An 18,506-nucleotide genomic window follows, 5' to 3' on the forward strand; every position below is an offset into this window, starting at 1 on the left:
ATGGGAATGAAGGTTGGCCTGCTGCCGACTGGAGAACTGAACTGTATTACAGACGTCTGTGGTGTAAAGGTTGGTCACGTTACACTTGATCATGAAATAGGAGAGGGGGGTGATCGTGCTTGTACAGGAGTAACCGCGATCCTTCCACACAAAGGCAACTTGTTCCGTGAAAAAGTAACGGCTGCAAGCTATGTGCTGAACGGCTTTGGCAAAACAACCGGACTTGTTCAGCTTAATGAACTCGGCGTCTTAGAATCGCCTATCATGTTGACCAACACATTTGGCGTACCTGCAGTGACGCAGGGTACGCTTGAATATATGCTTAATCAGAATCCGGAAATCGGTGATACAACCGGCACGATCAATGTTGTGGTCGGTGAATGTAACGACAGTTATTTAAATTCAATACGCAAGTTTCCAGTCAAACCTGCGCACGCACGTGAAGCATTGCAGCTTTCTGAGGCACCTGCTGAAGAAGGCGCAGTTGGTGCGGGTAAAGGTATGGTCTGTTTTGGCTACAAGGGTGGAATTGGAACGTCTTCGAGAGTGATTGAGGCAGCGGATGCCCCATACACAATCGGCGTGCTCGTGTTGAGTAATTTTGGTCAAAAAGAAGAATTCTTACGCGAAAAATATGGGATTACAGCAAAAGGAGAGGGCATTGCTGAAACCCCTGACGGATCAATTATGATTGTCCTTGCAACAGATGCCCCGCTCAGCGACAGACAACTTCAGCGGGTGGCGAAGCGCTGCGGAATCGGACTTGGCAGAACAGGCAGCCACTTCAGTCACGGCAGCGGCGATATCGTGATCGCCTTTTCAACTGCGTATAAAATTCCGCACGAATCAGAATCAGTCATGGAATCACGAAAGCAGCTGAGAGAGGATCATCCTGTGATGAATCACCTGTTTCAGGCAGCAGCTGAGGCGACAGAAGAAGCAATCCTGAACTCGCTTTCTCAGGCCATAACGACAAAAGGAAGAGATGGAAGGGTTGTTGAACACTACCCATTAAATTAAGAAGAGCCGGTCCCGGTTTAACGGGCTCGGCTCTTTTTTATAGTAGCTCTTTATTTTTTCTGTAGGATCGCTTTAATGATATGTAGCTTGATAAGAACATAAATAATGCTGCAGTTGTCAGTAATCCAAGAATCTCCATCCATTCTCCTCTACTGCTTGGAAAATGGACAAGAGGTATATAAAGTACGATAAATATAGTAGTAAAAGAGAATGTTCTGATCAGGATGAGCTTGCGTTCTTTTTTATAAGCCTTGTCTGAAGCGACATCTGTATATTCGATCCCGGACGTAATATACCTGCCGGAAACGTATAGCACAAATACACCAATAGAGATCAACAGCACCGTCTCTGCATCTATATTCAAAAACTGATTTAAAAAGGTCATTCCTATTAAAGTGATTAAAAGAATGATTGAACCTTCAGCGAGAAAAGCCATGATCTTCTTCTCTTTATACTCATCATCAGGCAGCAAAATACTAATCCATGTTTTCATTTGCTATCCACCTCCCAAAATAAATCATCCAGCGTTTTATTTAATTCTTTTGCAATGGCGACACACAACTGCAGACTCGGGTTATACTCCCCTTTTTCAATCAGTCCAATTGTCTGCCTGGTCACACCGGTCCGTTTAGCCAGCTGTTCCTGTGTAATTGAAGCTTGTATTCTTGTGATTTTTACATTGTTTTTCACGATTTCACCTGCAGAATGTAAGATATAGTTAACATATGTAATTTATATATTACATCCCACTCGTATATATGTCAATGAATGGTATAGTTTGAATGAAAGAATTAACCGCTTTTTGATTTTATACTTTCGCCTGTCTCAACACTTTATTAACTCCAAATCTATTCCTGCTATAATAAACACAATGATTTCTCCAGCAAAGGAGCCACCGAAATGAAAACCTTAATCTCCTATTTCAAGCAAAGGCAATTCCGTAACAGATTTATTAATACAATCTATGAATTTCATGAATTACTACTCGCCAATATAAATGAAAAAAAGATTAAAAAGGCGCAAAAGCAGAATCAGCCGATTGAGCCGCATTTTCTGACGATGATCAGAGCCGCGCGCATTGTATCAAAGGTGCAGAAAATTTCCGGCACGGGAAATGGTGCAGAGCTGCTTGCGAACCTGCTGTATTCTGAAACGATTCTGATGAGGCAGGTGCTACAGGCGAAAAAGGATGGTCTGTCGATCCGGAATGAGACGATTCAGGAGTCAATTGAGGAAATCGCCATTGGGTTTGAAAAGACAGTCGATCATTTTTATGAGCTGCGGACTGAGGGCATGAGAGAGGAAATGATGATCAGCCGTGAACTCAGGGCGCAGCGGGAGCGGATGACGGCGCATAAAAGATTAGATCATAAATAAAAAGGGGAGCAGTTTGATGTTGCATCATGTAGAGCTATACGTATCGGACCTGAAAAAATCCACTGAATTCTGGGGCTGGCTGCTTGAGGAGCTTGGCTATGAATTGTATCAGGAGTGGGAGAGCGGGAGAAGCTGGAAGTACGGGGAGACGTATCTGGTGTTTGTGCAGACAGAAGACGCGTATCTGGACATTCCTTATCACCGCAAGCGAACCGGGTTGAATCACCTGGCGTTTCATGCGGATTCCCGTGAGCAGGTGGATGAGCTGACAGAGAAATTAAAGGATAAAGGCGTTACGATTTTGTATGAGGACAAGCATCCTTTTGCAGGCGGGGAAGATTATTATGCGGTATTTATGGAGGATCCGGACCGGATAAAAGTAGAAATTGTAGCAAGAAAATAATTTTATTTTTCTGAAAATCCTTCAAGTTTCCTTAAAAATCCATTATTATAAAGGAAAGGATATTGGAGGGGAACGGATGGAGGTTGCTGTTAAAATCGAAACCTGCTCAGCATGCGGGGAGCAGATAGAAGTGGTGCCTGGCTATGTGAAATGGTGTGAACACTGTCTGGATCAGGTTCAGGAGAGGAAACGGGAGGAACCGCCAAAGCATTGGATGGCAAAGATATTTGACTGGCTCGGGAGAAAGCAGGGAGATCAGCTATTGAAAGGTGTGCTTTCCAAGCAGACGGAAAAGCCTGGGCTTACACTTAAATCAGGCATGGCATATATCGTTGCAACGCTGATACATATGACAAGCATATTGTTGTTTGCCACGGGTTTATACTGCCTGATTGCTTTAAATGAGACTGTAGCTGCGATTTTTGCAGGTGTCATCCTGCTTGCGATCTCCTGGCTGGCACGCCCGAGAGTACAGAAGCTGGAGAGGGATGAAACTGTGCTTACAGCAGACGAGCTGCCTGAGCTTTTTAGTCTGCTTGATGAAGTCAGCAGTGCACTCGGCAGTCCAAAAATTGACGGGGTAGTCATTAACGGTGATTACAATGCGTCAATTGCTTATTACGGCTGGAAAAAACGGGTGATCTTAAAAATTGGAGCTCCGCTATTGATTGTACTCGATCACGAGGAGCGAACAGCCCTCTTTGGTCATGAGATCGGACACCTGGTCAATGGAGACCTGAATAGAAGTGGGTATATTGGAACAGCGCTTTTCACGATTTATACGTGGGTATCTGTATTAATTCCTGAACGGACGACCGTGTATGATACTGGTCTGTTGGATTATATGGATGAAGTAAACCCTGTAGGCCTGGGTCCGCTGAACTGGATCAGCCAGCAGGTACAGCGTGTCATTGCATTTTTCCCGAAAATGATTTTCCTAACGCTGTTGTATCTGCTGTATCAAAATATGCAGCGCGCTGAGTACTATGCGGATCAGCTGGCAGCATCAGTTGCCGGAAAAGAAGCGGCAATCAGTATGCTCAAAAAGCTTGAGTATGTAGAGACGTTCCTTTACAGTCTTAGGAAAACAGTGATTGGAAACGGCAAAGTTCATTTTTTAACAGAGTTGAAGGAGCAATTTGCGCAATTGCCTGCTAAAGAGAAGCTGCGGATTCAAAAGATTTCTGAGCTTGAAAAGTCAAGAGCAGATGACACACACCCGCCAACTGCATACCGCCTGCAATATATAGAATCAAGGAACGAGCGCAAGCCACTGATGAAGACAGATTCACCGCGCATGAAGCGGGTTGAATTGGAGATGGCTGTATATAGTGAGAAAGCGGCGGAAGAGGTGGTGGAGTTTTATCGTTATTATAAGTATTCATGATCAAAGAAGCCGCTGTCCGGGATGGTCAGCGGCTTCTTTGATCGTATAATTGAGTCACCCCGAGCATAATTGAACGTCGCTCACAGACTCACAGCCACTCAAGCACCCGCTGAATCTTCATATCCCAATAAGCCCAGTTATGATCACCGTGTTCCTCTTCATACGTCAGATCCAGGCTGTGTTCCTCAGCCAGCTCCTTAAAACGGATATTATCCTCATAAAGGAAATCTTCAGTCCCACACGCCTGAAACAGCCTTGGCAGGTCACCTTCAGCTGTTTTCACTAAATGCAATAAGTCATTTTCAGTCCCATCTAGCGTTGCGTGATCGCCAAACGCATGGTCATACTTCCGATCTTTGCGCACCCGGTCCGCCATATCAAGCGCACCTGACAGGGAAGCCGCTGCAGCAAACTTTTCAGGCTTACGCAGGGCCAGCTTGAATGCACCATATCCGCCCATTGAAAGACCTGCAGCAAAAGTGTCTTCTCTTTTAGTGGAAACGGGAAATGTCGCTTCGATAAAAGCAGGTAATTCTTCGCTGATATACGTCCAGTAGTCATGTCCATGCTTCATATCTGTATAAGCGCTGAGGTCCGCACTCGGCATCACCACAGCGATTCCTTTTTCATTTGCATAGCGTTCAATGGAAGACCAGCGCATCCAGCACGAATAGTCATCTGAAGCCCCGTGTAAAAGGTAAAGCACAGGAAACTTCCGGCTGTCATATGAGTATGTATGATTTTCTGATAAAGCCTTCTGGTCGACACTGATTGGCAGCACGACATTGACAGCTGTCTGAATGCCGAGGGCTGCTGATGAAAGATTGATTTCAAATAAAGGCATATGAATCGCTCCTGTCTGGTTTGAAATATGAAACTACTTTTTAACCGGATATTTGATTCCATTCTTTTTAATCTTTTCTCTGATAATCTCTTCAACGTCCAGCTCAAGTACGCTGCTGAGGGTAAGAGCATAGATCAGTACATCTGCAATTTCGTCCTTAATGTTCTCAATGTTTTGTTCAATGGCCTGTTCGCTGCTTTTCCACTGAAAGTCCTCTAACAGCTCTGAAGCCTCGATTGACAGTGAAATCGCTAAATCTTTCGGATTATGTGCCTTCCCCCAGTTTCTTTCTTCACGAAATTCATTAATAGATTGGATGATTTCATCAATTTGATTCAATAGTGTCAGTCCTTTTGTTTTCTTTTTATACTATCATACAGATAATGGCTGCTGAAATTAATAGAAATGAAAAAGGCGCATGTCTCCATACGCCTTACATCAGCTTTATTCCATTTCAAAATAGTCCTTCAAAAACAGAAACAGCCCGTTTTCTTTATAACTGTAAGCTGTTACTTCATCCACTGCGCTCTTTACCAGGTGCTCAGCATTTTGCATTGCCACTGCATGTCCTGCAAGGTCAAGCATTGGCAAATCATTCTCTCCATCGCCAACCGCCATGAGCTGGGAAGGTGCCAGATCATACTTTTTCAATAGCCTGCTCACACCCGTTGCTTTTGAAATCCCGTGTGCCATGATTTCGACGTTATGCATGGAGGATGAAGAGGTTGAAAACTGATCGTCTGATGCTTTTTGCTGCAATGTTTCTTTCCAGGCTTCAATTTCCTCCACACTCATGCTGAAGAAATAGATCTTTACGTTGCCCTGGTAACGGGGTTCTGAAGTCCACTGGATCAGGTGGTCAACGGCTTCCCTTCTTGAGTGAAGCTCATTTTCCATCAGACTATCAGGTCTCGGCTGCGCTAATAATTCTCTGAAAAATGTCCGGTCTTCTTTTAGGGCAAAGCGCTCGCCGTGAAGAGGGTGTGCTTCATAATAGATGCCTTTTTCACGTGCTTCCTCAATTGTATTTTGCACGAGTGCGGGATTAATCGTATACTCTTCTAATGTTTCATCTCCTATATAGCTGCCCATACCGTTTGCTGAAACAATGCCATCGGGTTTTAATTCATCCGGCAGCACATCTTCAATTTCCTGTCTGGTTCTGCCCGAGGCAATAAATACGCGTATATTTTCTTTTTGCTGGAGATGCTGCAGGAGGGAGACTACATTGTCCGCGACCTTATTTTCTTCATTTAACAATGTACCATCCATATCAAGTGCAATTGCTTTTGCTTTCATTATAGGTTCCTCCTTTTGAATAAACGCAGTCTTTCTTATTCAAGTATAATCCTGTTAAGAAATTGGACAAAGAAATGATGAGCCCAATCTGTGTTGAAAGCGCACACATCATTTGGGTCTGAATGTTATTGCAGCAGTGATGAAAGCGCTTTACAATTTGTATTAAGAAACGGAGGGACTACCCTTGCTGGATCAGAAATCTTATGAGTTTCTTGAGAGACTTACGCAATATCAGAGCATTACGAAGCCAGAGATGATGATGGAGCTGAATTTAACGGAGCGTCAATTTGACTATTTATTAGAAAAAGCAAACAGTACGCTGACCATGATGAAACTGCCGACAGTCGGAATGCACAACCAGGTGTTGGTGACAGATGACAAGGTGAGAGCATTTATGAAAAAGGAAGCATCTCTGACAGCGAAAGGCAATGACCTGATCGTTTCTGAAGAAGATCGTCCATTGATGATCTACCTGTATACATTCATTAAGCAGGAGATGGTTTCAGGCTATCATTACCAGCTCTTGTTAAACGTCAGTAAAAATACAGCGCTGACTGACGTGAAGAAAACAAAGGAGCTGTGCCGTGAGTGGCATGTGCAGCTTGAGTATCAGCGGATGAATGGTTATATCATCAGTGGCACTGAGATGAATCAAAGAAGGTTTGCAATTTATTGTATTAACACCCTGCTCTCAAAGCCGCTTGGTAAAGAAATACTGATCACGACACTCAGAGCGTGGAATCAGGACCATCAGGTAGTAGAGGTTCAAAAAGGAATAGACCGTTTTTTGAAGGGGCATCCGATTCAGCTTGTCAGAAGCAGAAAAGTCGAAATGATGTATCATTTCATTTTCATCAAAGCCCGCCTTGAAAATGAAAGCCTTCATTTTGAGGAGGATGAGAAAACACTTTTAGAGGACCAGGAGATCTTCTCTTATGCAGCTGATCTCGCGAATCTGTTATTTCCTCAGACTGCTGAAACAGAAAAGTATTTTGTTGGGATTCAATTACTCACTTGTCAGGAGGAATTAAACCCGCAATATCATGCACCGCTTAGAAGGCTGGCTGAAAAAATCATAGATGAGTTTGAGAAAAACACGCTGCTGCCGATCCGGCACAAAGCGTATCTGGTAAAAAGCCTTTTTAACCATCTTGTCCCGACCTTTTTTCGCATCACGTTCAGCATTCCGCTGATCAATCCGATGACGGAGAAGATTAAAGAGGATTATCATGAACTGTTTCAGTTTGTGGAAAAATCCCTGTATCCACTTGAGATCTGGACGGGGAAAAAGATCAGTGAAGCAGAGATTGGTTACTTTACACTTCATTTTGGCGGCTATCTTGAAAATCACAACGATGGGGAAGCTGAGCGGGTCAAAGCTTTAATTGTCTGCTCAAACGGTGTCAGCTCATCAGTGATGCTGAGATCTCAGCTGAGTGAACTATTTCCAGGGATTGATTTTTCAAGCGTGTATACAGCAGAACATATTGATCAGATGTCCCCGGAAAATTACGATTTGATTTTTTCGACTGTCCCTGTTGAATCTGAGAAGCCGGTCTATCAGGTAAAGCCGCTGCTGTCGATTGTAGAAAAGTCACATCTCATTCAGGCCGTAGCATCCGCTTTTCCACAGCTGGATGACAGGAATTTATCGGTTGAGCAGATTATGCAGATTGTCAGAAGAAATGCAGACGTCAAAAACGAAAAAAAGCTGATTTCAGAATTAGTTGAGCTTTTATATGCAAAGAACACAGAGAAAAGGTGGGAAAAACCAATGCTATCAGAATTATTAACAGAAGAGAATATTCATTTTACTAACGAAGAACTGGATTGGAAAACAGCCATCAGAAAAGCGGCTGAGCCTTTAGTGGAAACAGAGACGGTTGAACCGCGCTATGTGGAAGCAATGATCAGCAATGTTGAAGAGGTGGGTGCTTATATCCATATCGGAAAAGGCATTGCCATTCCTCATGCAAGACCGGATGCCGGCGTCAATCAGGTGGGGATGTCATTCCTCAGAACAAGAGAACCTGTGAAGCTACTTGATCAGGAAGAGCACAGTATTGATGTATTTGTCTGCCTTGCAGCAGTGGATAATGAAGCCCATTTAAAAGCATTGGCACATTTAACAAAGATTCTTGGTAATGATGAAGCGCTTCAGATGATGAAGAATGCGACTTCTGCAGAGGAAATTATCAATATTATTAAAGAGGGGGAAGAATAAAATGAAAATTTTAGCAGTGTGTGGATCAGGACTTGGAACGAGCTTTATGGTGGAAATGAATATCAATCAGGTATTAGGTGAACTCGGTATTACAGGTGTAGAAGTATCTCATTCAGATTTAAGTTCAGCAACACCGGCAGATGCAGATGTGTTTTTCCTTGCGAAGGATATCGCTGAAGGCGGAGAGCACTTAGGTGAAGTCATTGTTCTTGATAACATCATTGATATGGACGAGCTGAGAGAAAAAGTACGCAAGATGGCAGAAGAGAGAAACTTAATTTAAATAGAGATAGTAAAAAAATGAGAGGGTGAGAGACGATGACGGGTGTTTTGACGACTTTGGTGGATATTTTAAGTCAACCTTCAATTCTTGTAGCGATGATTGCACTGATCGGACTGATTGCACAGAGAAAAAATCTGTCTGACACAATGAAAGGGACGACAAAAACGTTTGTCGGATTCCTGGTCATTGCAGCGGGGGCCGGCATTCTTGAGGTAGCATTGCTTCCATTTGGTACGATGTTCCAGGAGGCGTTTAACGTAGCAGGTGTTGTACCAAATAACGAGGCGATTGTGGCGCTTGCGCTAAATGAATATGGCTCAAGTACAGCACTGATCATGTTTTTCGGGATGGTTGTGAATGTAATCATTGCGCGCTTCACACGATTTAAGTATATCTTCTTAACTGGTCACCATGCGCTTTATATGGCATGTATGCTCGCGGTAATCATGGCTGTGGCAGGCTTCACAACGATTCCTCAGATTGCAGCAGGTGCGGTTGCATTAGGGATCATTATGACACTGTCACCGGCAATCGTTCAGCCGTTTATAAGAAAGCTGACAGGTAATGATAACGTAGCCCTGGGTCATTTCAGCGCAGTTGGTTACGCACTTAGCGGTCTTGTCGGTAAAGCAGTCGGTGGAAAAGAGCCGACATCTACTGAAAAAATTAATTTTCCAAAAGGACTTGGTTTCCTGCGCGACAGTACAGTCAGTATTGCCCTGACAATGGTTGTGATGTACTTCGTCGTTGCGATCGCAGCAGGTCCGACTTTTATCGAAGCAGAACTGAGTGACGGAACAAACTTCCTTGTATTCTCTCTGATTCAGGCTGGTAACTTCGCAGCAGGTGTATTCGTGATCTTAGCGGGTGTACGTCTGGTGCTTGCAGAAATTGTACCTGCCTTCAAAGGGATTTCAACGAAGCTTGTGCCGAATGCCAAGCCCGCACTTGATGTACCGATTGTCTTCACATATGCGCCAAACGCAGTATTAATCGGCTTCTTCTCAAGTTTTGCCGGCGGATTATTCAGTATGATTTTCATGGCACTTGCAGGCAGTACCATCATTCTGCCTGGTGTTGTACCACACTTCTTCACAGGTGCAGCTGCCGGCGTATTCGGAAATGCAACAGGAGGCATCAAGGGAGCTGTCGCCGGTTCCTTTGTCAACGGGATCATCATTTCATTCCTGCCAGTCTTCCTGCTGCCGGTACTCGGAGACCTTGGATTTGCCAATACAACATTCTCTGACGCGGACTTTGGCGTAAGCGGTATCTTCTTCGGATCCCTTGCCAACTTTGCCGGACCAGTTGCAATTGTGATCAGTCTGATCGTGATTCTGTTGCTGATGGCGATTCCGTTCAAAAAGAAAGAGAAAACAGCATAATTAATCAAAAAAACCGGCAGCCGGGATTCATTGTGAATCCTGACTGCCGGTTTTTTATAAGGTTATTTCACATCAATCTCTTTAATGACTCTCGCGGGGTTTCCTCCAACCACCACATTTGCAGGGACATCCTTTGTCACAACAGCACCTGACGCAATCACCGCATTGTCGCCAACAGTGATTCCGGGATTAATTACTGCATTCCCACCAATCCACACGTTATCTCCAAATGTAATCGGCTTTGCATACTCCCTGCCTGAATTCCGTTCAGCCGGATCAAGCGGATGGGTTGCTGTATAGATCTGAACGCCCGGCGCCAGCATACAGTTATCGCCAAAGCGAACCTCACACACATCTAAAATCGTACAGTCAAAATTAGCGAAGAAATTTTCTCCTACATGCGTGTTATAGCCGTAATCGAAGCGGATATTCGGTTCCATATATACATGGTTACCAGTTGAACCAAGCAGATCCTTCAGCATTTCAACACGCTGATCACCTTCTGATTCAGTCGTCTGGTTAAACATGCGGACCTTTCTTCTCGCCACTTCACGCTCTTTCATTAACACCGGATCAGCCGGATCATACATTTCACCTGCAAGCATTTTTTGTTTTTCAGTTTTCATATGGGTCACCTTTTCTGGATGGGTTTTTTTAAGTTTCTCATTTTTGGGGTGGGGTGGCTAGTGATACAGGGGGGACGGAGGTACATGTATCATTTATGCAGAATATTCCTTTTTGATACAGGCACCTCCGTCCCCGCTGTATCTTTCGCTTATCTAAATAAAAAGGTATAATCACATAAACAAACCTAAGGAGGAATCAGCATGCAGCAGCTTTTAGAACGATTAACCGCCCTGCACGGACCATGCGGCCATGAGCAGCCGGTCAGTAAATGGGTGAGAGATACAGTAAAGCCTTTGGTAGATGAGGTAAAGGTGGATTCACTTGGCAATGTGATTGCAGTGAAGAAGGGAACGAAGCCCGGTCCTGTGATGGTAATGACGGCGCATATGGATGAGGTTGGTTTTATCGTTAAGAAGATTGAGGAGAGTGGTCTGCTGCGCTTTGAGAAGCTTGGTGGAAATGATGACCGGCTGCTGTTAACGCAGAAGGTTCAGCTGCGAACACGCACAGGGCTTCTGACTGGTGTAATCGGCAGTATTTCTGCTCATTATGCAAAATTTGATGACGCAGCGAAGGTACGCAATCATCGTCAGCTATACATAGACATTGGTGCAAAAAATAAAGCACATGCAATTGAACTCGGCGTGCAAGTCGGGACGCCAGTTACCTGGAAGCCGGATATGGAGTTTTTGGGTAACGAAACGACAGGGCGTTTTGTTGGAAAAGGCTTTGATGACAGAGCGGGCTGTGCAGTACTGATCCAAACACTTCAGGAGCTGCAGGATGCGCCGTTTGCAGGAACAGTTACAGCTGTTTTTACTGTACAGGAGGAGGTTGGTCTTCGCGGAGCCCAGGTGGCTGCAAGGCAGGTGGAGGCAGATGTTGCAATCGCGCTTGATACAACCGCGGTCAGCGATACGCCTGAAGAAACGATGGATGCTTCACTCGCGCTCGGTGCAGGCACAGGGATTAAAGTGCTTGATTTCAGCCTGATTTCCCATCCGGCTGTAAAAGAAAAGCTGATCCATTTAGCAAACGACAAAAATATTCCTTATCAGCTTGAGATATTCCCGGGCATCGGCACAGACGGGGGCGCAATGAGCCTCGCAAATCACGGGATCCCAACAGGCGTCCTGTCTATTCCGTCGCGTTATGCGCACTCTCCGGTTGAAGTGATTGATATGCAGGATCTGATTGCGACGAAGGAGCTGCTGAAGGCGTTTGTTTTGGATTTAAGTGAGGAGAGCGGGTTTGGGTTTTTGGATTGATGGGATAAATGAAGCGGCGCAGTGGGACGGAGTTCTATGAGTCATTTTTAGAGGTATTTTAAAAGTGATATGCAATCTCCGTCCCCCTGTATCACCCCTTATTTTATGAATCCTTTTCAAAAGCTTAGCCGTATATAAACTAACGAAAGCTTTCTCAGAAAAGGAGCACCAAGATGACTCAGTTTACAGAAAAAGAAACAGTGCAGCCGAAATCGAAATTCAGGACTCAGGGTGTGCAGGCACTTTTCGGTCTTTCAATGGGTGTATTGATTTCATCTTTTATGCTGCGTGAAGAAGTGAGTATTACAATTCTCAGCGTATTGTTTATTTTGCTTATCGCTGTAATCAGCTTTGTGGTCAGCCTCATGATTCATGAGACGGGTCATGCGGTCGGTGGAAAGCTTGGCGGGATGGAAGTGATGAATTTATCTTATGGTCCATTCGTTTATGCAAAGGTGAAAGGGAAAAGCCGCTTTTTCTTTAAGCTGCCTGCATTGGGCTATATTGGGCGCGCAATGATGCGTTTTACTGATGCGATTTCTGAGGATGAAATGAGGAAAAAGCTTCTCCGGCTTATTTATGCCGGTCCGGTTTCCAATATTGTAACTGGAGGCATCGCGCTTGTTATTGCTTTTTTCGTGTGGCCGTCAGGTGCGCTTTTAACCTTTGCGTTGGTCAGCTTATTTTTGGGACTGACGAACCTGGCGAATGTGGAAACACCAACTGGCGTGCAGACAGACGGCAGAATGATCTCACTGTTGAAGGGGAAAGAGCCTGGCGCAGAAGTGATTTTTGTCAGTTATCAATTACTGCAGGAAGATCCGACCGGGACGGGTAATTGGAAGCAGCAGACGATCTTAAAGGTTGAAGAGGTGATGAAGCGCTATCCGGAATGGCCGCTTGCTTCTTCTTTATTGGCGACTGCTGGTCCTTACTATTATCAGTCCAGCCTGGAACGTTTCCTGCAGCTATCAGAAGAAAGAGCATTTAAAGAAAGGACTGGCAAAGCGGCTGTTCTTCAGGATCTGATTGATACAGCAGCAGCCACCGGACTTTATTTTGCAGGCCAGCTGCATGGAACGCCTGATATAGAAGAGAAGCTCCGGCTGATCAGTGATAAAGATGAAGTATCACGTTATATGCGCGACGCCTACCTTTCCATTGTTCACGGGGAGACAGCTCAGGCAATAGAAGCGCTGGATCAGGTGGACCGGGCCATAGGGGAGTGGCATCCGCTGTATCTTGATGGCGCAGCACAGCGGAAAGTGGCTGAAGTCATACGTAAACGATTAATCAATGATCAGGTCATATAAATGAATCAGCTGCTTTATTTCCTGGAAAAGGCTGAAGAAATATTTTCTTGCTTACCCTGCCCGGTTACCACTTTTGAACCGGGCTTTTTCTATTTCCTATCAGTTCCTTCAACTGTTCAAGCAGATGGGAAAAAGGCTGGTCATTTAATTGCTGCCTGAAGGATTTAAATGGATCACCCTGCTTTGTGAGGCGATCGATCACTGCCGGGAGAGGGAATTGGGAAGGGTGCAACTTCTCATTCACTTCATTCCAGAAAAGCGGCGCTGCGACCAGGCCCTGCTCACTGCCTCTTGCTGAATATGGAGCAATAATGGTTTTGCCTGCGTCATGCTGAATGTAATCAAGATAGAGCTTATTGTGACGGTTTTTTTTCAATCGTTCAGTCGTAAACCAGCGGGGCTTCTGCTCACATAAAAAGTCACAGATAAACGATGTAAATATTCTGGTTTCCTCATAAGTGAACATTTCACCGGACAGCGGAATATAGACTTGAAGCCCTTTTCCGCCGGATACCTTGATATAAGAGTGTAAGCCGAATTCATCAAAGATTGCTTTCATGCGCAAAGCGGCTTCAATGGCCAGGCTGAACGCTTCTGCAGAAGGAGGGTCCAGATCAAAGACAATCTCTGTCGGCTTTTTGGTGTGAATCGTTTGAAATGGAATATGAAATTCAAGAGAGAGCTGATTTCCAAGCCAAAGCAAAGTGTCTATACTGTTACACAGAATATAGCTGATACCATCTTCTTTTTTAGTCAGGACAAAGTCAGGAGCATAATCCGGGCAGTTTTTCTGATAAAAGCGTTCACCTGCTGCTCCATGCGGATAGCGTATGACCGTCAGCAGGCGATCTTGCAGAAAGGGCATCAGATAAGGAGCAGCAAGCTGCAGATAGAGTAAATAATCATCCTTTACCAGACCTGAGTCAGGCCATACAGGCTTTTCAGGATGCGTGACTGCTACGCGTTCAGGCAACGGGAACAGCTGGCGATGAAGCGTCTTCCAGGTACACTCCTCAGGCTCAGCCTCAAAATTAAATGCATGAAACCGGGGCTCCCGTAAGTGTTTTCCATCAAAATCAATACATGCAATATCTACGCATACGGAGGGAGGTAATGACCACATTGAAGCAGACATCTTTTCGCCACTTGTCTGAAACAGTTCCTTTAATGCGTTTTCCTGCTCCCCGTTCAGTCCATGACGAAAATGAACCACTTCAAAGGGCCCGTCTTCATGATAAATGGCGCCATGAAAGTAACCATTGTTTTTGTCCCAGAAGGTCAGAAATACAGTAATAAAGCGCCAGTTTTTTTCTTTTAACCACTGCTCGCTTCGTTTACCAGCCTGCCATTGTCCCGTTTTCTTCTTGGCGATCACGCCTTCTCCATGGTGAAGCTCAACCCAGTCAATTGCTTCTGTCCGTGATTCGAAAAGGTCAATCCCCTGAATTCTCTCATCTGCTCCTGCATCCACCGATAATGGAAGTGAGAGAGCTGTGAAAAGCGCAGTAAGCTGTTTCTTCCGTTTAGATAAAGTCTGGGTCTGAAGCGTTCTTCCTTTATACGTTAAGAGATCAAAAGCGATGTAGTGGCATGGAAAGGTCTCCCGGTGCTTTTGAATAACAGAAGGGATGCCCATCCTCCCGCGTGTTTGAACCGTTGTGAAATGACTGCGGAAGGAATTCAGTAAATAGACGAGCTCTCCGTCCAGCAAAAGCGGAAGATAGGGCTTCACAGCTTCATAGCGCTCCTCGCAAAAGGCGACAATCTCAGGAAACAGATGATTAAGCGTCTTTTCATTCCGGCTCACCAGCCTCGGTGTCTGCTCTTCCCAAAGAATCATACAGCGAAAGCCATCGTATTTTACTTCATACAGCCAGTCAGGGCCTGACGGAACAGCGTTTGTTGCAGTCAACAGCATCGGTTTCAAGACGACAACCACCTTCCTTGTTTTGCAATAGCTTTTGATGAAGTTTCCCTGCTCATACATAATTCCGGACGAAAAACACCTTAGTAAGGAAAAAATGAAGCAGGTGAAAACATGCATACCGTTTGGAAAGGAAGCATTTCATTTGGGTTGGTCAATATCCCGGTAAAGCTCCATACAGCCACTGAAAATAAAGATATTAAACTGCGTCAGCTGCACAAGGAATGCCATACGCCGATCAATTATAAAAAAGTCTGCTCAGCGTGCGAAAAGGAAGTGCAGGATGAAGACATTGTAAAAGCCTATGAGTACACCAAAAATAAATTTGTCGTGCTTGATGAAGAAGACCTTACAAACCTGAAGAAAGAAAATGAAGATAAAGCAGTGGAAATCATTGATTTTGTAAAGCTTGAGGAAATTGACCCTATTTACTTTGAAAAAAGCTATTTTATGGCACCTGACACCGGGGGAGGGAAAGCATACTCTCTTTTAAAAAAAGCGCTTGAAGCTTCAGGGAAAATCGGCGTGGCAAAGATTATCATCCGGTCAAAAGAACAGCTTGCTGTCATTCGTGTGTATCAGGAAACGCTGGTGATGGAAACGATTCATTTCCCGGACGAAGTCAGGAGCTCAAAGGATGTACCAAATATACCTGAAAACGCAAACGTGGTTCAAAAAGAGCTTGATACAGCACTTCTGCTGATTGATCAGCTTACCACGGCTTTCGATCCTGAAAAATACACAGACGAATACCGTACTGCATTAATGGAGTTGATTGAGCAGAAGAAAACAGGAAAGAAAACTGTTACAGCTGCCGACCGGAAGCAGCCAACCACAGCCGCCAACGTAACAGAGCTTATGGCAGCACTGCAGGCATCAGTAGAGAAAACAAAGAAGAAAAAACCGGCAGCGAAGAAGCGTACCACTACCGCTAAGGCTAAGGTAAATGCATAAGAGAAGATGAATCCGGGGGATTTCATTAAGTCCAGCTGTCTACTTGATGTGGAAGCTGGATTTTTGTTTTGTTGATGACTTTCAGCTAGATACACGGGGACGGAGGTGGTTGTATCATTATGGAATATTCCGCATAAATGATACATGCACCTCCGTCCCCCTGTATCACTCCGCACATCCACAACACCTCCAGCCATCCCACATTCCCCCGCCCCCTCTTATAATAAAGTCAAAACTTCAATTCGGGAGGGCGATGAACATGCTGGTGTATGATAACAGGTTGTCTGGTGTCCGGGTGCATGCGTTTTCGACTGGTCAGGTTGCTGTGAAGAAGCCGTATCGTCAGTGGAGAGGGGTGGAGGCGCTGAGGATTCCTGCGCTTGTTGCTTCTCCTTCGTGGACAGAGTGGCTGCCGGTCTGGAGTTATCTTGTGGAGCTGCCTGATCTGAAGGTGCTGATTGATACGGGTGAGACGCCGCGTGTGAATGAGGAAGGCTGGTTCAAGGATCATACGAAAAATGAGTGGCTGTTAAAAAGGCTGATCCGTTTCAATATAGAGCCTTCCCAAGGCATTGGCGCTCAGCTTCAGCGGGCAGGGATTGACCCAATGTCGATTGACTATACGATTTTGACACACTCTCATACGGATCATGCAGGAGGACTCAGTGATCTGCCTGGGACGCCGGTCATCATGTCCAGAAAGGAATTTGACCAGTCACAGCGTTTTCTGCTTGGCGCTGTTTCAGAAAGATGGCCGTCCGGTATTGAATTTAAGCTCACTGATTTTCCGGATTCAGATGCTTTATTCAAAGGGGCGGATCATTCGCTGCATCCTCAGATCTCTCTTGTATCAACGCCTGGACATACTGACGGACATTTATCAGTCATTCTTCGTGATGGCGATCTGTCATTATTTTTTGCCGGAGACGTGACCTTCAATCAGTCACAGTTAGCTGATAAACGGATTCCGGGTATTTCTGCATCGTTTGAGCATGCTTACGCAACAATGGGCGCCATCCGTTCTTATGCGCTTTATCATCCAACCATTTATCTGCCATCACATGACCCGGATATTGTTACGAGGCTTGATCAGCGGAAGACGCTGACGAGAAGTGAAGTCGTTACGTATACCGGGCAAAGGCCCGTTTAATATAGATGAGACCATGTGTAGTTTGCATGGTCTTTTTACATATCCTCACCTGGTATATTTATAGATAAGCAGAATGAATCAAAAATCATAAATATTATCAATTTTACTTATATATCCATTTCTCATACAATGTACATATGAGGAGTGATCCAAATGGAAATGTTATTAATCTTTTTAACAGGGATTGCAGCGACTACACTTGGCACGCTGGCAGGGGGCGGCGGGCTGATCAGTCTGCCTGTAATGCTGCTTTTGGGTTTGCCGGTACACAGTGCGATCGGTGCAAACAAAGTGTCCAATACGGTCAGTTCTTTTTCATCGTTCTTTTATTTATTACGCCATAAAAATATTAACCTGAAGGAATCGCTCTGGATCATTCCATTCAGTTTAGCTGGCGGGGTAACGGGTGGTCTTATTGCGTCGGCACTGCCAGCTGAAAACCTGACAATTGTGGCTGTAATCCTGTTAATATTCGCCCTCGCTACTTCCTTTTTGAATAAAAGCAGCTTCGAGCATAATCAATCCCTGAAGAAAAGCGGTTTTGGTGCAGCTGGACTCTACGGAATCGGTGTCTATGACGGTTTGTTTGGACCGGGACAGGGCACGCTGATGCTTTATTTATTCAGCTGGCTGAAGGTATCATATATAAAAGCAGTCGGGCTTGTTCGTCTTGCTACTTTTTCAAGCTGCTTTGGTGCAGCGGTCACTTATATTGCTTCGGGCCATATCATCTGGTTGCTGACGCTGGCTTTACTGGTGGGGTCTTTTCTGGGAGCGCAAATGGGTGTAAGGCTCGCTCAAAAGATGAAGCCATCCCAGGTGAAGCCGCTGCTGAGAATTGTCACTGTGGTCCTGCTCATACAATTGATTATAGAACAGCTGCAATGATTAAAAGTCTGAACATTTAGTTAAAGGTGATATAATAGAAAATAGCCATCACTTTTAAAAGGAGGAATTTTGTATGAACACTTTACCCCGTCCACCCAGTTAAGCAATAGCGCGTGAACCGCCTGATTGTCCTTTCTCAACATTTAAAAGAGAGGGGGCG

The 18,506-nt window shown here is 44.9% G+C and carries 19 protein-coding genes; 12 read left to right on the plus strand and 7 right to left on the minus strand.

Annotated features, from left to right (window positions below):
- Window positions 1-1,020 (plus strand): DmpA family aminopeptidase, encoded by a 1,020-nt coding sequence (locus UFB30_RS00975; RefSeq protein ID WP_322420530.1) that lies wholly within the window; start codon window positions 1-3, stop codon window positions 1,018-1,020.
- 37 nt (window positions 1,021-1,057) lie between these two features.
- On the opposite strand, the gene UFB30_RS00980 is transcribed toward UFB30_RS00975, so the two are convergent.
- Together UFB30_RS00980 and UFB30_RS00985 are read right to left on the minus strand one after the other, a co-directional pair.
- Entirely contained in the window at window positions 1,058-1,513 is a 456-nt protein-coding gene (locus tag UFB30_RS00980; protein WP_322419801.1) for a DUF3278 domain-containing protein, read from the minus strand.
- Window positions 1,510-1,710, minus strand: coding sequence for a helix-turn-helix transcriptional regulator (locus UFB30_RS00985; RefSeq protein WP_322419802.1), 201 nt, complete (start codon window positions 1,708-1,710; stop codon window positions 1,510-1,512). The genes UFB30_RS00980 and UFB30_RS00985 overlap by 4 nt, the downstream gene beginning before the upstream one ends.
- A 210-nt stretch (window positions 1,711-1,920) precedes the next feature.
- Between UFB30_RS00985 and UFB30_RS00990 the strand changes: the two genes are divergently transcribed.
- The 3 genes from UFB30_RS00990 (at window position 1,921) to UFB30_RS01000 (ending at window position 4,187) form a co-directional block, all read left to right on the plus strand.
- A complete protein-coding gene (locus tag UFB30_RS00990) occupies window positions 1,921-2,397 on the plus strand; it encodes a hypothetical protein (RefSeq protein WP_322419803.1) in 477 nt (158 codons plus the stop codon).
- 16 nt (window positions 2,398-2,413) lie between these two features.
- A complete protein-coding gene (locus tag UFB30_RS00995) occupies window positions 2,414-2,800 on the plus strand; it encodes a VOC family protein (protein WP_322419804.1) in 387 nt (128 codons plus the stop codon).
- A gap of 76 nt (window positions 2,801-2,876) precedes the next feature.
- Window positions 2,877-4,187 (plus strand): M48 family metallopeptidase, encoded by a 1,311-nt coding sequence (locus UFB30_RS01000; RefSeq protein ID WP_322419805.1) that lies wholly within the window; start codon window positions 2,877-2,879, stop codon window positions 4,185-4,187.
- An 88-nt stretch (window positions 4,188-4,275) separates the two neighbouring features.
- Here the strand turns inward: UFB30_RS01000 and UFB30_RS01005 are convergent, their stop codons facing one another.
- From UFB30_RS01005 to UFB30_RS01015, 3 genes are all read right to left on the minus strand, one after another.
- A complete protein-coding gene (locus UFB30_RS01005) occupies window positions 4,276-5,031 on the minus strand; it encodes an alpha/beta hydrolase (protein WP_322419806.1) in 756 nt (251 codons plus the stop codon).
- Between the two features lie 33 nt (window positions 5,032-5,064).
- Window positions 5,065-5,370 carry a nucleotide pyrophosphohydrolase gene (locus tag UFB30_RS01010; protein ID WP_322419807.1) on the minus strand — a complete coding sequence of 102 codons (306 nt, stop codon included), beginning with the start codon at window positions 5,368-5,370 and terminating at the stop codon, window positions 5,065-5,067.
- Window positions 5,371-5,475: 105 nt separating this feature from the next.
- A complete protein-coding gene (locus tag UFB30_RS01015) occupies window positions 5,476-6,330 on the minus strand; it encodes an HAD family hydrolase (protein WP_322419808.1) in 855 nt (284 codons plus the stop codon).
- Between the two features lie 184 nt (window positions 6,331-6,514).
- On the opposite strand from UFB30_RS01015, the gene UFB30_RS01020 reads away from it, so the two are divergent.
- From UFB30_RS01020 to ulaA, 3 genes are read left to right on the plus strand one after another with little or no spacing between them, the layout of a single operon-like run.
- A complete protein-coding gene (locus UFB30_RS01020; RefSeq protein ID WP_322419809.1) occupies window positions 6,515-8,554 on the plus strand; it encodes a BglG family transcription antiterminator in 2,040 nt (679 codons plus the stop codon).
- A gap of 1 nt (window position 8,555) precedes the next feature.
- Window positions 8,556-8,837, plus strand: a complete 282-nt coding sequence (locus UFB30_RS01025) for a PTS sugar transporter subunit IIB (protein ID WP_322419810.1) — start codon at window positions 8,556-8,558, stop codon at window positions 8,835-8,837.
- A 35-nt stretch (window positions 8,838-8,872) separates the two neighbouring features.
- Window positions 8,873-10,222, plus strand: a complete 1,350-nt coding sequence (gene ulaA, locus UFB30_RS01030; RefSeq protein WP_322419811.1) for a PTS ascorbate transporter subunit IIC — start codon at window positions 8,873-8,875, stop codon at window positions 10,220-10,222.
- 62 nt (window positions 10,223-10,284) lie between these two features.
- Here the strand turns inward: ulaA and UFB30_RS01035 are convergent, their stop codons facing one another.
- Window positions 10,285-10,848: a sugar O-acetyltransferase gene (locus tag UFB30_RS01035; RefSeq protein ID WP_322419812.1), complete on the minus strand. Its 564-nt coding sequence runs from the start codon at window positions 10,846-10,848 to the stop codon at window positions 10,285-10,287.
- A gap of 201 nt (window positions 10,849-11,049) precedes the next feature.
- Between UFB30_RS01035 and UFB30_RS01040 the strand changes: the two genes are divergently transcribed.
- On the plus strand, window positions 11,050-12,117 hold the full coding sequence (locus UFB30_RS01040; protein ID WP_322419813.1) for a M42 family metallopeptidase: 1,068 nt from the start codon (window positions 11,050-11,052) through the stop codon (window positions 12,115-12,117).
- Between the two features lie 173 nt (window positions 12,118-12,290).
- Window positions 12,291-13,430: a M50 family metallopeptidase gene (locus UFB30_RS01045; protein WP_322419814.1), complete on the plus strand. Its 1,140-nt coding sequence runs from the start codon at window positions 12,291-12,293 to the stop codon at window positions 13,428-13,430.
- A gap of 64 nt (window positions 13,431-13,494) precedes the next feature.
- On the opposite strand, the gene UFB30_RS01050 is transcribed toward UFB30_RS01045, so the two are convergent.
- The gene (locus tag UFB30_RS01050) at window positions 13,495-15,348 is read right to left on the minus strand and encodes a DNA ligase D (protein ID WP_322420531.1); all 1,854 of its coding nucleotides are present in this window, start codon (window positions 15,346-15,348) and stop codon (window positions 13,495-13,497) included.
- A gap of 120 nt (window positions 15,349-15,468) precedes the next feature.
- Here UFB30_RS01050 and ku point away from each other — a divergent pair, with 120 nt between their 5' ends.
- The 3 genes from ku (at window position 15,469) to UFB30_RS01065 (ending at window position 18,346) form a co-directional block, all read left to right on the plus strand.
- On the plus strand, window positions 15,469-16,308 hold the full coding sequence (ku, locus tag UFB30_RS01055; RefSeq protein WP_322419815.1) for a non-homologous end joining protein Ku: 840 nt from the start codon (window positions 15,469-15,471) through the stop codon (window positions 16,306-16,308).
- Window positions 16,309-16,567: 259 nt separating this feature from the next.
- Window positions 16,568-17,458, plus strand: a complete 891-nt coding sequence (locus UFB30_RS01060; protein ID WP_322419816.1) for an N-acyl homoserine lactonase family protein — start codon at window positions 16,568-16,570, stop codon at window positions 17,456-17,458.
- A gap of 153 nt (window positions 17,459-17,611) precedes the next feature.
- Window positions 17,612-18,346, plus strand: a complete 735-nt coding sequence (locus tag UFB30_RS01065) for a sulfite exporter TauE/SafE family protein (protein ID WP_322419817.1) — start codon at window positions 17,612-17,614, stop codon at window positions 18,344-18,346.
- Window positions 18,347-18,506: the final 160 nt, after the last annotated feature.

Origin of the sequence: Jeotgalibacillus haloalkalitolerans, from assembly GCF_034427455.1 — a bacterium.
Taxonomy (GTDB): Bacteria; Bacillota; Bacilli; order Bacillales; family Jeotgalibacillaceae; genus Jeotgalibacillus; species Jeotgalibacillus haloalkalitolerans.

Bases quoted from the DNA above. Each gene is read 5' to 3' on its own strand.
- UFB30_RS00975 (WP_322420530.1), top strand. From the start codon at position 1: ATGGGAATGAAGGTTGGCCTGCTGCCGACTGGAGAACTGAACTGTATT.
- UFB30_RS00980 (WP_322419801.1), bottom strand. From the start codon at position 1,513: ATGAAAACATGGATTAGTATTTTGCTGCCTGATGATGAGTATAAAGAG.
- UFB30_RS00990 (WP_322419803.1), top strand. From the start codon at position 1,921: ATGAAAACCTTAATCTCCTATTTCAAGCAAAGGCAATTCCGTAACAGA.
- UFB30_RS00995 (WP_322419804.1), top strand. From the start codon at position 2,414: ATGTTGCATCATGTAGAGCTATACGTATCGGACCTGAAAAAATCCACT.
- UFB30_RS01000 (WP_322419805.1), top strand. From the start codon at position 2,877: ATGGAGGTTGCTGTTAAAATCGAAACCTGCTCAGCATGCGGGGAGCAG.
- UFB30_RS01005 (WP_322419806.1), bottom strand. From the start codon at position 5,031: ATGCCTTTATTTGAAATCAATCTTTCATCAGCAGCCCTCGGCATTCAG.
- UFB30_RS01015 (WP_322419808.1), bottom strand. From the start codon at position 6,330: ATGAAAGCAAAAGCAATTGCACTTGATATGGATGGTACATTGTTAAAT.
- UFB30_RS01025 (WP_322419810.1), top strand. From the start codon at position 8,556: ATGAAAATTTTAGCAGTGTGTGGATCAGGACTTGGAACGAGCTTTATG.
- ulaA (WP_322419811.1), top strand. From the start codon at position 8,873: ATGACGGGTGTTTTGACGACTTTGGTGGATATTTTAAGTCAACCTTCA.
- UFB30_RS01035 (WP_322419812.1), bottom strand. From the start codon at position 10,848: ATGAAAACTGAAAAACAAAAAATGCTTGCAGGTGAAATGTATGATCCG.
- UFB30_RS01040 (WP_322419813.1), top strand. From the start codon at position 11,050: ATGCAGCAGCTTTTAGAACGATTAACCGCCCTGCACGGACCATGCGGC.
- UFB30_RS01045 (WP_322419814.1), top strand. From the start codon at position 12,291: ATGACTCAGTTTACAGAAAAAGAAACAGTGCAGCCGAAATCGAAATTC.
- UFB30_RS01050 (WP_322420531.1), bottom strand. From the start codon at position 15,348: ATGCTGTTGACTGCAACAAACGCTGTTCCGTCAGGCCCTGACTGGCTG.
- ku (WP_322419815.1), top strand. From the start codon at position 15,469: ATGCATACCGTTTGGAAAGGAAGCATTTCATTTGGGTTGGTCAATATC.
- UFB30_RS01060 (WP_322419816.1), top strand. From the start codon at position 16,568: ATGCTGGTGTATGATAACAGGTTGTCTGGTGTCCGGGTGCATGCGTTT.
- UFB30_RS01065 (WP_322419817.1), top strand. From the start codon at position 17,612: ATGGAAATGTTATTAATCTTTTTAACAGGGATTGCAGCGACTACACTT.